General features: G+C 42.0%; 13 protein-coding genes. 6 read left to right on the forward strand and 7 right to left on the reverse strand.

Annotated features, from left to right (window positions below):
* The first annotated feature begins 14 nt into the window (after nt 1-14).
* The 4 genes from ACYVBM_RS13070 (at nt 15) to ACYVBM_RS13085 (ending at nt 6,290) form a co-directional block, all read left to right on the forward strand.
* On the forward strand, nt 15-2,549 hold the full coding sequence (locus ACYVBM_RS13070; RefSeq protein WP_460686114.1) for a zinc-dependent metalloprotease: 2,535 nt from the start codon (nt 15-17) through the stop codon (nt 2,547-2,549).
* Between the two features lie 534 nt (nt 2,550-3,083).
* On the forward strand, nt 3,084-4,661 hold the full coding sequence (locus ACYVBM_RS13075; protein WP_460686115.1) for a hypothetical protein: 1,578 nt from the start codon (nt 3,084-3,086) through the stop codon (nt 4,659-4,661).
* Nucleotides 4,662-4,918: 257 nt separating this feature from the next.
* Nucleotides 4,919-5,314 (forward strand): group III truncated hemoglobin, encoded by a 396-nt coding sequence (locus ACYVBM_RS13080; RefSeq protein ID WP_460686116.1) that lies wholly within the window; start codon nt 4,919-4,921, stop codon nt 5,312-5,314.
* A 526-nt stretch (nt 5,315-5,840) separates the two neighbouring features.
* A complete protein-coding gene (locus ACYVBM_RS13085; RefSeq protein ID WP_460686117.1) occupies nt 5,841-6,290 on the forward strand; it encodes a hypothetical protein in 450 nt (149 codons plus the stop codon).
* A 111-nt stretch (nt 6,291-6,401) separates the two neighbouring features.
* Here ACYVBM_RS13085 and ACYVBM_RS13090 read toward each other — a convergent pair whose 3' ends face one another.
* The 4 genes from ACYVBM_RS13090 to ACYVBM_RS13105 form a co-directional block, all read right to left on the reverse strand.
* Nucleotides 6,402-7,778, reverse strand: coding sequence for a deoxyguanosinetriphosphate triphosphohydrolase (locus ACYVBM_RS13090; RefSeq protein WP_460686118.1), 1,377 nt, complete (start codon nt 7,776-7,778; stop codon nt 6,402-6,404).
* A 99-nt stretch (nt 7,779-7,877) separates the two neighbouring features.
* Nucleotides 7,878-8,435 (reverse strand): cupin domain-containing protein, encoded by a 558-nt coding sequence (locus ACYVBM_RS13095; RefSeq protein WP_460686119.1) that lies wholly within the window; start codon nt 8,433-8,435, stop codon nt 7,878-7,880.
* 89 nt (nt 8,436-8,524) lie between these two features.
* Nucleotides 8,525-9,406, reverse strand: coding sequence for a leucine-rich repeat domain-containing protein (locus tag ACYVBM_RS13100; RefSeq protein WP_460686120.1), 882 nt, complete (start codon nt 9,404-9,406; stop codon nt 8,525-8,527).
* Nucleotides 9,407-9,541: 135 nt separating this feature from the next.
* Entirely contained in the window at nt 9,542-10,393 is an 852-nt protein-coding gene (locus tag ACYVBM_RS13105) for a TapB family protein (protein WP_460686121.1), read from the reverse strand.
* A 479-nt stretch (nt 10,394-10,872) separates the two neighbouring features.
* Here ACYVBM_RS13105 and ACYVBM_RS13110 point away from each other — a divergent pair, with 479 nt between their 5' ends.
* Both ACYVBM_RS13110 and ACYVBM_RS13115 read left to right on the forward strand, forming a co-directional pair.
* The gene (locus ACYVBM_RS13110) at nt 10,873-11,166 is read left to right on the forward strand and encodes a hypothetical protein (RefSeq protein WP_460686122.1); all 294 of its coding nucleotides are present in this window, start codon (nt 10,873-10,875) and stop codon (nt 11,164-11,166) included.
* Between the two features lie 203 nt (nt 11,167-11,369).
* Entirely contained in the window at nt 11,370-11,576 is a 207-nt protein-coding gene (locus tag ACYVBM_RS13115) for a hypothetical protein (protein WP_460686123.1), read from the forward strand.
* 329 nt (nt 11,577-11,905) lie between these two features.
* Here ACYVBM_RS13115 and ACYVBM_RS13120 read toward each other — a convergent pair whose 3' ends face one another.
* The 3 genes from ACYVBM_RS13120 to ACYVBM_RS13130 all read right to left on the reverse strand — a co-directional run bounded on the left by ACYVBM_RS13120 (nt 11,906) and on the right by ACYVBM_RS13130 (nt 14,052).
* Nucleotides 11,906-12,160, reverse strand: coding sequence for a short-chain dehydrogenase (locus ACYVBM_RS13120; RefSeq protein ID WP_460686124.1), 255 nt, complete (start codon nt 12,158-12,160; stop codon nt 11,906-11,908).
* Nucleotides 12,161-12,203: 43 nt separating this feature from the next.
* Nucleotides 12,204-12,473: an RNA recognition motif domain-containing protein gene (locus ACYVBM_RS13125; RefSeq protein ID WP_460686125.1), complete on the reverse strand. Its 270-nt coding sequence runs from the start codon at nt 12,471-12,473 to the stop codon at nt 12,204-12,206.
* Between the two features lie 508 nt (nt 12,474-12,981).
* Complete coding sequence (locus ACYVBM_RS13130) at nt 12,982-14,052, reverse strand: 3-oxoacyl-ACP synthase III family protein (RefSeq protein WP_460686126.1); 1,071 nt, start codon at nt 14,050-14,052, stop codon at nt 12,982-12,984.
* Nucleotides 14,053-14,144: the final 92 nt, after the last annotated feature.

A 14,144-nucleotide genomic window follows, 5' to 3' on the forward strand; every position in this document is an offset into this window, starting at 1 on the left:
CCCCATTTAAACGTATGCAAAAAATTTGGACTGTTTTTTTCCTGATGCTGTTGATACTTCAGGTTTCAGTATCTGCCGGGCAAAGAAGAAATAAAAAAAATCAGCCGGCACCGGCACCGGCCGCAGATACAACGAAAAAGGCTGTTGTCGGGCCTCCCGGTCAGCCGAAACCTTATAAGGACGTTATTACCGGTAAGGCAATCACCACAAAAGGTATGTTTGTATTGCACAAAATTGATGATAAGTATTTTTTCGAGATCCCCAACGATATGTTTGAGCGAGATATACTGGTAGTAGCACGTCTTTCAAAGGCTGCTGCAGGCTTCAGAACCGGGGCCAGCTATGCAGGGGACCAGATCAACTCCAATACGATCCGTTTTGAAAAAGGCCCTAACAACAGGGTATACCTGAAACGCACGTCTTTCCAGGAAACAGGCCGTGACAGTACGGAAGGAATGTACCGTAACGTAATGAACAGCAATATACAGCCCATAGGCGCCTCTTTTGAAGTAAAAGCATGGGCACCCGGCAACTCAGGCGCTGTAATTGACGTTACGGATTATATGAACGGCGATAATGATTATTTTTTCTTTTCGCCTGTGATTAAAAAAATGCTGGGTGTAGGAACGATCCAGTCCGACAAATCTTATATATCGTCTGTAAGAGCCTATCCCAATAACCTTGAGCTGAAAACGGTTAAAACCTATATGTACACTCCGGTAACCCCTCCGGGTACGCCTGCCAATCCTTATGCTGTAAGTACCCCGCTTACTTTTGAGCTGAACACTTCGATGGTACTGTTACCCCAAGTGCCGATGCAGCCCCGTTATTTTGACGACAGGGTGGGCTATTTTACTACCCAAACCATTACCGATTTTGATATCAACCCGCAGGGTATTGACCGATACCGGTATATAGCCCGTTACAGGCTGGAACCAAAAGAGGAGGATATTGAAAAATACAAGCGTGGGGAACTGGTTGAACCTAAAAAACAAATTGTTTATTATATCGACCCTACTACTCCTAAAAAATGGGTACCTTACCTGATACAGGGCGTGAACGACTGGCAGGTAGCTTTTGAAAAAGCCGGCTTCAAAAATGCCATTGTTGGGAAAATAGCCCCGAGCTATGAAGAAGACAGTACTTTCAGCCTGGAGGATGCACGCCATAGTGCCATCATTTATAAACCATCTGACATTCCTAATGCCAGCGGCCCTAATATACACGATCCGCGTAGCGGGGAGATCATGGAAAGCCATATTAACTGGTATCATAATGTGATGAGCCTGGTGCGGAACTGGTATATGATACAAACCGCGGCGGTTGATCCCAAGGCGCGCAGGATGGAATTCGACGATGAGCTGATGGGCCAGCTGATACGGTTCGTAAGCAGCCATGAAGTAGGTCATACACTGGGATTAAGACATAATTTCGGATCGTCGGCTACCGTTCCGGTAGAAAAATTAAGAGATAAGGCCTGGGTTGAAGCTAACGGGCATACCCCTTCTATTATGGATTATGCGCGTTTTAATTATGTAGCTCAGCCAGAAGATAACATTTCGGAAAAAGGGATCTTTCCCCGTATCGGCGATTATGATACCTGGGCCATTGAATGGGGCTACCGCTGGTACCCCGAGGCAAAATCCGCAGACCAGGAGGTGGCCCTGCTGAACAAAATCACTATAGACCGGTTGAAAAATCCGCGCCTCTGGTGGGGCGATGGGGAGGGTTATGGCGATGACCCGAGAAGCCAGACCGAAGACCTGGGCGATAATGCTATGAAAGCCAGCTCTTATGGTATTAAAAATCTGCAACGCATTATTGTAAACCTGCCCCAGTACACCCGCCAGGACAATAAAGACTATACCAACCTTGGAGTGATTTACAACGAGGCAATAACTCAGTTTGGGCGTTATATTGGACATGTTGCCCGTAATGTAGGTGGTATAGAGCGTACTCCCAAACGTGTAGAGCAAAGTGGCCCAGTGTACCGGTTCACCGCTAAAACGAGGCAGAAAGAAGCCATTAACTGGCTGCAGAATAATGTATTTATTACGCCTGCATGGATTATACAAACAGATTATGCTGCGGTTACGGGCGAAAATCCTTTATCTGTTATAAGCAAACTGCAGGACAGGGCGTTGAACAGCCTGGTTAATGCCGCTACCATCAGCAAGCTCGCCGGTTTTGAAGCAATGGACCAGGCAAAAGCGTATACGCCTAATGAAATGCTTAACGATGTAAGGAAATCAATATTTTCAGAACTGGCAGCACGCAAAACCATTAACATATACCGCAGGCAGTTGCAAAAACTGTACGTGGAAAAGCTGATTGCTTTAACAGCAGAGCAGGCGCCCGCGGCCTTAAAGGGAAGTGCAGGTAATACTGCAAACTTTAAAACAAGCGATGTGCTGTCGGCGGTTAAAGGTCAGCTACGCACGCTCTCCGGAGAAATACGCATTGCGGCTAACAGCTACAGTGATGCGGCATCTAAAAATCACTTACTGGATTTACAGGAAAGGATCAGAAACGTCCTTGATCCCAAATAAAAATCCGTTCCGTATAAGAACAGCAGCTTACTACTAAAGCGGTGGAGTATTCCATCGCTTTTTATTTTTTTATTCACGACCAGGTCTCACTATTGCCCTTGTGCACTGCCGTTAACTTGTTAGTATGTGCGGTAAGTCCTCCAGCCTGTCGCAATTGTCCGGGCAGAGAGCGCCTACCCTATATACATTATGGAAGTGGTGAAGTTTTTCATCGCTTTTCAAAACAAGCCTAAAAGAAAACCTAAAAGAAAAAAGGTCCTTCCGTAGAAACGGACTGACCTCTAACGATTGCTTGCCATATGAAAAATCTTAATAAAAATCTATTATAGAACCCGGTACCCTCATTTCCTTGATCACTAGACAAAGATAATACATGTTTTTTTGTTTATATATACCAGTTTTCCCGGTTTATAGGATGGCAAACACTGTTTCTTTTATCAAAAGACATTATTTCACAAGGAGTTGTCTGTTATTTTTGAGTTATATCTAAGGATATTTCTTGTTTTTTTTATTATTAAGTTTATTTTTGTTTTAATGCCTAAAAAGCCAAGTGATATATTATTTCAACTGATCCGGTCGTTAGAAAAAGCAGAAAAAAGACATTTTAAGCTTTATATAACCCGTAGTTCAGGCAACGAAGACCTTAAGATCATCAAACTGTTTGATGTGCTGGATAAGATGGATGCTTATGATGAAAAAGTACTCCAAAAAAAGCTGAAAGATGTTACCAAACCTCAGCTGGCTAACTTAAAATCTCACTTATATAAAGAGCTTTTGGCCAGCCTGCGTTTGCTGAAAAGCAACGACAGCCTTGACCTCCAGTTGAACGAGCTTTTTGATTCGGCCCACATACTTTATAAAAAAGGGCTTTTTTTTCAAAGTCTCAGGGCTATTGATAAAGCGAAGGAAGTGGCAAAGCTTAACCAGAAATTTTTCTTTCTGCCGCTGCTGCTTTCGCTGGAGAAAAGAATTGAAGCGCTTAACGTAACGGATACCTTCAAGGCACGTATTGACGAGCTTTCTGAAGAATCTAATGAGGCCAACCAAAAGCTGGACATGATCACCCGGCTATCTAATCTTTCGCTGCAGATGTATGGTTTTTTTATAGCCAATGGCCATGCCCGTAACGAAGATGAAGAAGATAAAGTGAAAAAATTTTTCCGCCAATCTTTACCATCGGGGTCGGCACAGCAGGAGGGATTTTATGAAAGACTGTATTATTACCAGAGTTATACGTGGTATGCTTTTATCCGGCAGGACTTTTTGCTATACTACAGGTACTCCCGTAAATGGGTTGATCTTTTTGAAGAAAAACCCAATATGAAACGGGTAGAAACCGGGCATTTTATTAAGGGATACCATAACCTGCTGAATGCCCATTTCGATCTCAGGAACTATGCAGCACTTAAAAGAGTGCTGAAAGAATTTGAAATATTTTCGCAAACCAAGCGTGTTCAGGATAATGAGAACTTTACTGTCCAGTCATTCGTTTATATAGCCGGAGCCAAGATCAACTTTTATAATATAACCGGTTTGTGCGCGGAGGGCCTTAAAGAGATCCCCGCAATTGAAGAAAAGATAGTGGAATATGACCTGTTCTTAGACAGGCACCGGGTGATGGTGCTTAACTATAAAATAGCCCTGTTGTATTACCTGGCGGGGGATTACAGCACCTGCATCGATTACCTGCAAAAAATTATTAACGATTCGTCTGAGTTACGCACTGACCTGCAATGCTACGCCCGCCTGATGCATCTGCTGGCTCATTACGAGCTGGGCAACCTGGAGTTAATGGAATCGCTGACCCGCTCTGTTTTCCGGTACATGTCGCGCATGAAGAACCTCACTATTATTGAGCAGGAAATGTTCCGGTTCTTACGTAATTCCTTCAAGTTTACCAACAGGCAGCTGAAGCCTGAGTTTGAACATTTCCTTCAAAAAGTGAAGCACCTGGAAGGGAACCGCTTTGAGACCCGCTCACTGGCTTACCTTGATATTATTTCATGGCTCGAAAGCAAGGTGGCCGGGAAGCCTATGCAGGAAATTGTATATAATAAATACATGAAAAGCAAACGCAGGCTTGAAGCAGGTAATAGTGAGGAGCTGAAATAAAAGATGCATGTCTGACATTTTTCAGAAATGCCCGTCGGCAAACTGCTAATGACCTATTTACTATAAATTTCCCCGGCAAATTTTCAATTTGGGTCTACAACATTTGTATAATGTCTGGTTGTTCAAAAGAACCGCCTTCGGAGCGCTTGTTAAAGCCTTTTTTGAGAAGATTATTAAGAATGTTATGTCCAAAATAAAAGACAAAAATATCTTTTATTTAAAAAATTGATATACCTTTGCAATGAAAGTGCGTTTTTATGAGAGAGCCTAAGGACATTGAACATATAGAAGACATAAGGCTATTGGTGAACAGCTTCTATGGCAAGATAAGGGAGCATGAACTGCTCGGTCCTATCTTTAACGGTGTCATACAAAACAGATGGCCGGGGCATCTTGAAAAAATGTATCGCTTCTGGCAAACGGTTTTATTGGAAGACCATACTTATTTTGGCAGCCCTTTCCCGCCTCATGCCAAGCTGCCTGTAAAAAAAGAACATTTCGATGCGTGGCTCGAAACCTGGCACGCTACGCTTGATGCACATTTCACCGGGGCTAAAGCTGACGAGGCGAAATGGCGTGGCGAAAAAATGGCCGCTATGTTCCTCCACAAAATAGAATATTACAGGAACAGCCCGGCAATACCATTAATGTAAATTACCCATCGAACATTCGGGCCTTCGGACAAGGTGCATTATAGTTTATGAACCATAGCCATTCACTGAGACTATACAGAAATACTTCTGTGACCTTGCACGCAGTGTGCGATAAATAAAGATATTGGGTTGACCTGAATGTTGTTTACTGAAGCCACCGCATACACTGAAAACTTGCCTCCGCTTTCGCCGTAGTAAATATCCATCCTCATTGGTTTGCTTATACCTATATCACTCCGCCAGAGCCAAAGGCCACGCTTTTTCTGATTCTATATTTTATTTTTTACAGGCTGTAACATTTTAAGCTTCTGCACGACTAATATATATGGCAGGAGCTAAACATATAAACCAGGCGCAATATGTGAAAAGGTTGCATTGTAATGATGCTTTTCACCCGTTAAAAATTGTTGTTCACCGGCTGTTTTAATACTGTTTACCATTTAGGCTTTGCCTTACAGTACACACGGGATGTATGTTTGTGCAACAAATACAATAAAACAAAACAAATACTTAAAATCAATTCGAGATGAAACACTTAATTCTTTCTACAGCCGTAATGTTATCCCTGTCTTTTAATGCATTTGCAGTTCCCAAAGAGCCTGCAGGCGAAAAGGCACAAAAGGCTTTTTATATGATATTTAAAGAGGCTGATCACGTAAAATGGAGTAATACCGGCAAACAATATAATGCCTACTTCGTTGCTGATAATATTAAAACCCGCGCCACATTTGACTCAAAAGGCAACCTGGTACAAACTATCCGTTACTACGGCGAAGAGCATCTGCCGGGAAATGTTCTATACAATGTAAAGAAAACGTACAAAGGCAAACAGGTATTTGGCATAACTGAGGTATCTAACCAGAACGGTGTGCATTACAGGATCGTGTTAAGAGACGAAAAAAGTTATACGCACATCAATGCGAACAACACCGGTGAAACCGAGGTCGTATCAAAATATAAAAGAGCAGATAAATAGGCTTTGGTATCCTGGTGGTAATCAGGCCAGCCTGTCATATTTTTTTCTCATATAAAACATCGGAGAGGATAGTCTTATCTTCTCCCTTTTTATTTAGAGCATTCCTGTTGGTTATATATCAATTCCTCTGAGCTTCCTGTACAACTTTAAAGCATATACATCTGTCATGCCCGATATGAAATCGAGTATACGTATTGTTTTTTCATAAGGCGTTCCTGATTCATCAAATATAAACTGGCTGGGAAGCAAAGCCAGTATTTTTTGATGCTCTTTATCTCTTTTTTCTTTTGGTGTTAAGGCAGCAGTAACAAAATCTTCTACCAACCCCGACATAATCCTGTAGCCTGCTATTTCCAGCTCTATTACCTTTTTAGCGTTATATATTTTTTCTACAGATATTTTACCAATTTTATCGAGGGTATCCTGCATTTCAGGTATAGCACCCATCAGGCTTTTATTAAAGGTCCCCGCAAGTATGGCATCGCGGTTCTGCCAAAACGCATCGCTGCATTTATAGGTTAAAGTGTTGATGGCTTTGGCTCTCAAATAAGCTATTGATTCGTTGGCATCACCACGCAGGCTCGCAGCGGTTTCTTTCACCCGTTCTATGTTGTCCGGGTGATGCTGAATAACAGAGAGCAAACTGTCATGCACCTCTTCATAGGTTAAAAGGCCCAGCCGGTGGGCATCTTCAAAATCTATGATATTATAGCATACATCGTCTGCCGCCTCTACAATAAACACGAAGGGATGGCGTTTGAATACTACTACATCCTCTGTTTCACCGGTGATCATATGCAGCTCTTTTACGATATTCCGGAATACGGCCTCATCAATATTAAAATAACCATACTTTTTCCGGTGAACAAATTCTTTAGCAGCAGCGAGCGATTCGCAAGGATATTTAATAATAGATCCCAGTGTGCTGTAGGTAAGCCTGAACCCGCCCTCAGCTCTGCCATGCTGGTGCATGGTTAAAATGCGCAGCGCATTGGCATTACCCTCAAAAGTCGTAAGGTCTTTCCATTGCGCCTTGCTGAAAAGCTGCTTAAATGCTATATCCTCAGGGATCGAAGTATCTCTTCTCCTGAAATATTTTGAAATAGCATCTTCCCCCGAATGACCGAATGCCGGGTTTCCCAGGTCGTGTGCGAGGCAGGCTGCTGCTATTACATATTTCAGATCGCTGTTATAAAATGTAAGGGCTTTTTCATCTTCCCGCACTTCCTGCAATTGACCAATGCGCTCTCCTATCAGGCCTCCTAATGAGCGGCCTACACTGGCCACTTCCAGTGAATGAGTAAGACGGTTATGAACAAAGATCTCTTCGGGCAGCGGAAAGACCTGTGTTTTATTTTGTAATCGCCTGAAAGGACTTGAGAAAATAATGCGGTCCCAGTCTCTTTCAAAATCGCTCCGTATATCAGTTGTTGTGCTCTCCATACCATATCGCTTGGAAGAGAAGCAATTATTCCAGGTCATAGCCATACTCAGAAATTTAATATGTCAAAATTAGAGGAAAGCGCATGATTATATAGCGGAGAAAAAGGCCTTGACTTTATAAGGAAAAGATCTTAATATAATGGATTACGAAAGTGCTTCAGGAATTTTACAATACCGGTTCACCAACTTTTTATCAAAGCCTGAAGCCCTGGCAATGTAATTAAATATTCCCATAAGTGGGGCCAGCAGCACGCCGGCGCCGGCCGGGCGCATATCGCTTATGGTGGACACCACCGCTAATGCCAGCAGGCTTTTCGGCATTCCCTTGTCATCGGTTTTATGGTCACCTGCAAGGCCGTATAAAATACGCAGGGCATTCTCAAATCCTTCAGAACCCGGAAGGATTACCGTAGTAAAAACTACAGGTGCAGAAGACTCGTTTGAAAAACGATGCGCCTGTCCCTGTTTTACCGTAAGCTTTTGGCCGGCCATGAGAGATATGGTTTTATGCTTCAGTGTAATGGTTAGCGTTCCTTCAACCACAACAAAGGTTTCCGAAAAATTTCTGTGGTAATGCAAAGGTGTGCCGCCGCCCGGCATTAAGGTAACCTGCAAAGTGGTAATACGACCATTGGTAGCCACCGCGGTTTGCATGAACGTTACCTGGTCTCTGATAATGGGGTTGATAATTGTTTTATTCATCCCGCAATGCTAACAGAAAGAAATGAAGACTTTTGGGTTCGTAGATATAGAACGGGTTTGGGCTACATACAGCAGGTTTTGTTGCCTGTTTAAATAATTACTATGCACCCTTTTGCCTTCAATCCATGCACCTGCAGAGCAGGAACGGGATTTTCTACCAGGTTTACAAATTCAAGGTGCTCCAGTTCAAACAACGGCGTAATATCATCTACTTGGTTGCCTGACAGGTCCAGCACTCTCAGCCGACCCAGATGGCTGAGCGCGTCGATATACCCGATTTTGTTATCAGAAATATATAATTCCTCCAGGTAAGTCAGTCCTTCCATACCCTCTGTATTTGTTAATGCGTTTCCCGAAAGGTTGAGCATTATCAGGTGACGGCAATGGGCTATTCCTTCCAGGCTGTCCATTCCCCTGTTGGCCAGTTCAAGCTCATCCATGTCCTCCAGCATATAGGAGGGTAAAATAATGTCTGTCCTGCCATACATGCTTTTTTTGAATATAGTATAAAAGCTGTTATCGTTTTCTCCATAGTAAGTATCAGGCTCCGTATCGTCCGTATCACTATCATAGTAATTCCCTTCTTCGGCGTCCTGCCAGGCATATTCCTCACCCGGCAGATCAGGATCTGCAGTACTGACAGCATTTGCAGGATTGTGATCAAACAGTAAGGGATCATTTTGTGTGATCAGGATATGATTTAGTTCAGCCAGGTTGCTGTGTTCCTTTTCATTTTTTAAAAGCTGCTGGTAGTAGGACAGCCGGTCGGGGTGATACCATAGCATCAGCTTTACAAGGAGCTGCCTGTCCCCCACTTTATGGGCATCGGGGTCACCGATCTTCACCAGCAGGGCCCGCAAACGTTCATACTGTTTCAGTTTATATAGCTGAAGAATCTGTCCGCAGATCCTTGTGAGGTTTTCCTGGGTGTATGCTTCCTCAAGGCGTTTGTACGCAGTATGCTCTTGCATAGCCATGATGATTTTTGAGTTTGATAGCACAATATGATTACCAGCCTGTAAGTCTGAAGTATGTTTTTTCACTGTATGAAAGACTGTTGATCTGTGGGCTGTAGTATTTGAAAGTTAATGCTGCTCATTGTAACGTTACTCTATTTTTTGCAAAGTAGTAGTGGATGCCGTATTAGTGATGATCTTTTTTATTTCTCCTGTTGGCAGAAGTATCACTGATACCAGGGTACCGGTGGACTCCTGCTTTACCATACCTATCCCATGCGCCATCCAAACAGTTATCTCCTGGTAGCCGCCGGCGGTTTCTTCCCGGCTACCAGCTTTTACGGTTATTTTAGTATTTATTGCATAAGAGAACTTATTACATACAAAGCTGCCCGCTGGAACAGTAACAGTTTCAACTTTGCCCGACCCGCTCAATTGTTCTATTTCCTGCCTCATAGATCCAGGCTCTCCTTTGTTCGTATATTCTACAAGCTGCACCTGCGTGGAGGAACCTTCTGTTGTAACAGTGCTTCCGTTTTTCAAAGTATTTTGCATAACCATATACGTGGGGTATCCCAGCAGTTCTATTTTGGTGACTTTTACATTGGGCATTTGGTCAAGTAGCGCTATATATTGATACCATGCATCCGGAACCTTTATTTGGGTGTAGGTTTTTCCATTCAAATCAAATATTTTATTATCCATTATCATGGACTGACCGCTTGCCTGTACTACCGAATGCAGGTTATATACCGTAATACCTGAAGAGTCTTTACTGCCGGAGATATTTTGCGTAGCTGTGCCTGCAGAACCATCTTCACCCGCTATCTTATAAATGAATTTTTTATTCTTTGCAGGAATAAAGTTTACAGCTTTATCGGATTTTTGGGGATCATCAATGGCGGTTTTATCTATTTCGCAGCCGGTGCATACGGCGATTACTAAAAGCAATGCCATTCCGGTTCGGGCCAGAACGTTGATTGATTTGTTGTGGTACATCATTAATAAAATTTTTATTTGAAGCACAAATCTATTTGCTGTAAAGAACCTCTGAAAAACATAGCGACAGATACAGTGATTTGCCGCTATACGACAGGTTTGATAGACGATTGGAATGTAGCGCAGGTGCTATATAAAATAAAAAAGGAGCTGATAAGAATATCTGCCCCGCTTTTTTACATGAGAAAATCTTATTATGTCTTTATAAAAAATATGCTTTTTCTTTAAAGTATCCCTTCCGGTTACCCGGACCATTACATAGCTCTTTAAATAAACCTGCTGAGCAAAAATCATTAGGATTTTCCATTTAAACAACAGATGGCGATATACACACCAGATTTACGACGAAAGATCACCTGATGCTGCTGAACGCCTTTTGAAGAAGACAAATAATGTTATTAACATCACTGTATTCCCTATAAATACGGTTCATCTGTCAAAAATGTTATTTCATTGATAAATATCTTTGAATAACAAAAAAAATGACGCTAATTGCTTTTCTCACTATAAGAAACATAACCGATAAATTAAACGATAAATGGTTCCGGTTTTTCGGAGTGCCTGTTATGGGGCTTATGGGGCATATTATTTTTTTTAACAGGAATGACACAGGGCCTGAACGTTTCGGCTTTCTGACTATCTATGTTTTGCCAATGTCAGAAACAGTGTTATTGTGGGAAGTGAACCGCTTGATCGTGCTCTGCTACAGAAAACGGTATGTTGGCTTACAACAAACCTCAAAACGCATCATTCATACCCTTGCTGTTTGCATTTAGCTACTATAGCTTTGTACACCGCTAATATTTACTTATATGATAAAAGTTTTTTTGGGGGGTATCGTTTTTCATTGGAAGGGTATTTGCACAGTATTTTTGTGGCACTGCTGTTCGTGCTGATTATAACGGTATCTATTATTAGCCATTCATAAATTTAATCAATCTGCTTCCACACAGCATTACTAACAGAGCAGATCGATACGTTGTCTGTAAAGATACATCAGCTTCAGCAACAGGCGCATGGCTATAAAGACAGGTTCCTGATTCGCTTGAATGCTAAAATGATCCGCATAGATGTGACAGCTATTGCTTATTTCTTTTCTGAAGTAGGCACGAGCTATATCAGAACCGCAGAAAATCAGAAATATATATTAGACTATTCGCTGGATGAAAAATCGAGCGGATGCTAAACCCTAAAAAAATTTTCAGGGATAATAGAAAGTACCTGTTGTCACATACGGCGGTATGGCCATACGTCAATGGTTTAACCAGAAATTAGTTGTATAAGTGAGGCCCGCCACCCGGGAGCAGATTGTTGTCAGCAGAGATAAATCGCAGTATTTCAAATCCTGGTTAGGCGAATAACAGCGAGCGGAGGCCGCTCTCTGGTCATTTATTGTGCAGGTTGAATTTTTAATTAGGCATTGAGGGCGCAATGGGCAAGCTGTTTCCTACAGGCCTTTGCAACCGCTATTGAAAGTAACATCAGCAAATGTGAGATGTTCTTAATAACCTGAAACTATTTTGTAATGGTCAGCCTTGTAAATGCAGCACCGTTAAATAAACGCGACAATTCAACATCGTTGGTCTTTTTCCATTGCTCTACATTCTTAGCGCTAACCAAACGCCAGAAGTTCTTTGCTTTGAGCTCTCCATAATCTTTTAAAGAAACAAAAATGCCGGTTACAGTCGATCGGTCTTTAAAATGTACATTCACTACTTTAGCGCTTTTAGCATTTGTATCTAAGAACTTTTCTATTGAAGCTATATCCATATAATAAATTTGATTTTTTGATAACCGGAACCGGCCTTTGCATCTACCAGCGATTAGAATAGCTGCGCTTTTCTTCTCTGGGCCTGGCTTCCATAACTTTAATGGAGCGACCGTCCTGCATAGTGCCGTTTAAATTTTTGATCGCCTTTGTGGCTGCTTCATCAGACATTTCAACAAAACCAAATCCTTTGCTTTGACTGGTAAATTTGTCTGTAATAACACGGGCAGAATCTACCTGACCATAATTTGAAAATAATTCAGAAAGATCTTCACTGGAGAAGCTGTACCCAAGGTTGGACACGAAAATGTTCATTTTAATAAATTTAATAAATGATAAATGATTCGAGAAAGGCAAATATAGAAAGCTGAAAAGCTGAAGAGCAGGTGCTTACAATAGAGCGGTAACTCAAATTAACAGAGCGAAGATAAGGATAATATTCCAGGTAATCATTTTTTCTTTTTTAAGCCGTACTATTTATAATGCATTTAAGCAAAAAAACAGCGTCATTAAAACAATATACACGTAAAGCATTTTGATTTTACCCTGAACACAGATAATAGCCGTATAACGGGCAAGCGATGGCTGCAACTGTAATATCTTCACTGGCTTATAAGTACCAAGCCGCTCCTTTGCCTTTGCTCCCGGTTAATATTGAAGCCGGTGTTTGCATCTGTCCTAATTGTTGCAATACTTTTCATTGTGCTGCGGTTTAATCGTTTTACTCGTTCCGCAAAATCAGTGCTTCAAACAATTTGTGAGCGTTTTTACGAAAAGTAGTTACTGTATAAACGGAATTATTTTCCATATTGTATTCAAAAGCTCAAACCCTGTAGCACACCGCATTAATATTCATGCCCGCACCAACAGATGCAAAAAGAATAATCGCTCCTTCAGTAATTTCGTGGCCTGCTATTTTATTGGTTCGGATTAAATGGTACAGGGTTGGAATAGTAGCTACTGAGCTATTCCCGAGCCACTGGATACTCATAGGCATTACATTTGGCGGAGGAACTGCTCCATAAAGCTCGTACAGTCTTTTTACAATCTCTTCATCCATCTTTTCATTGGCCTGGTGGATCAGGATCTTGTTCACTTCATTAATGGAAATATTACTTTTGTCCAGGCATTCCTTCATAGCTAGCGGTACCTGTTTTAAAGCATACTCGTATACTTTGCGTCCCTTCATTTTTATAAACATAGTATCACTGCCATTTTGCCTGTAGCTGTTTCCCATGTTGATGTAATCCACCTCTTCTATGCTATGGGTTTGCGCACTGCATCCCAGGATACCTGTATCGCCGCTGGACACAGGCCTGTACTCCATTACAACAGCTCCGGCACCATCAGAAAAAATCATACTGTCCCGGTCAGCAGGGTCAATAACACGGGATAAGGTTTCTGTGCCGATCAGCAGTACTTTTTGAGCCATCCCTGCTCTGAACCATGCATGGGATTGAATGACAGTATGCAGCCACCCCGGGCAACCTACCAATACATCATAGGCAAGGCAGCCAGGCCGGTTAATGCCTAATATATGTTTTACCCTGCAGGAAAGTGAAGGCACATTTTGCGACTGAACGGTTCCATCACTCACATTCCCAAAATTATGCGCTACTACAATCTGGTCCAGGGTTTCGGGATCAATATCACTATTTATTAATGCCTGCCACCCTGCTACGGCGGCCATATCAGAGGCATTCATATGAGAGGGAGCATAACGTCTTTCGGATATACCGGTTATCTTCCTGAATTTTTCAATAATAATCTTTGTTGGAGTTAATATGGCCCGGCCCCCGGCCTCATAAAATACATGGTCTGTAAAGTCAGTGTTTTTCTGTATCCTGTTGGGTATATAAGCGCCCGTTCCTGTAATGAGTGAAGCAAACTTCATGTGTTGTTGTTTTAAGTAAAGACATCTGCTCGTTAGAGTTATTAAACAGTTGCCTTAGCAAAACAGTAAAACAATCAGCGGAGTAATTAACA

The sequence above is a fragment of the Niabella aquatica genome (assembly GCF_054779315.1).

Excerpts from the sequence above, each read along its gene's own strand:
- ACYVBM_RS13070 (WP_460686114.1), top strand. The coding sequence starts at position 15 with ATGCAAAAAATTTGGACTGTTTTTTTCCTGATGCTGTTGATACTTCAG.
- ACYVBM_RS13075 (WP_460686115.1), top strand. The coding sequence starts at position 3,084 with ATGCCTAAAAAGCCAAGTGATATATTATTTCAACTGATCCGGTCGTTA.
- ACYVBM_RS13080 (WP_460686116.1), top strand. The coding sequence starts at position 4,919 with ATGAGAGAGCCTAAGGACATTGAACATATAGAAGACATAAGGCTATTG.
- ACYVBM_RS13085 (WP_460686117.1), top strand. The coding sequence starts at position 5,841 with ATGAAACACTTAATTCTTTCTACAGCCGTAATGTTATCCCTGTCTTTT.
- ACYVBM_RS13090 (WP_460686118.1), bottom strand. The coding sequence starts at position 7,778 with ATGGCTATGACCTGGAATAATTGCTTCTCTTCCAAGCGATATGGTATG.
- ACYVBM_RS13095 (WP_460686119.1), bottom strand. The coding sequence starts at position 8,435 with ATGAATAAAACAATTATCAACCCCATTATCAGAGACCAGGTAACGTTC.
- ACYVBM_RS13100 (WP_460686120.1), bottom strand. The coding sequence starts at position 9,406 with ATGCAAGAGCATACTGCGTACAAACGCCTTGAGGAAGCATACACCCAG.
- ACYVBM_RS13105 (WP_460686121.1), bottom strand. The coding sequence starts at position 10,393 with ATGATGTACCACAACAAATCAATCAACGTTCTGGCCCGAACCGGAATG.
- ACYVBM_RS13110 (WP_460686122.1), top strand. The coding sequence starts at position 10,873 with ATGACGCTAATTGCTTTTCTCACTATAAGAAACATAACCGATAAATTA.
- ACYVBM_RS13120 (WP_460686124.1), bottom strand. The coding sequence starts at position 12,160 with ATGGATATAGCTTCAATAGAAAAGTTCTTAGATACAAATGCTAAAAGC.
- ACYVBM_RS13125 (WP_460686125.1), bottom strand. The coding sequence starts at position 12,473 with ATGAACATTTTCGTGTCCAACCTTGGGTACAGCTTCTCCAGTGAAGAT.
- ACYVBM_RS13130 (WP_460686126.1), bottom strand. The coding sequence starts at position 14,052 with ATGAAGTTTGCTTCACTCATTACAGGAACGGGCGCTTATATACCCAAC.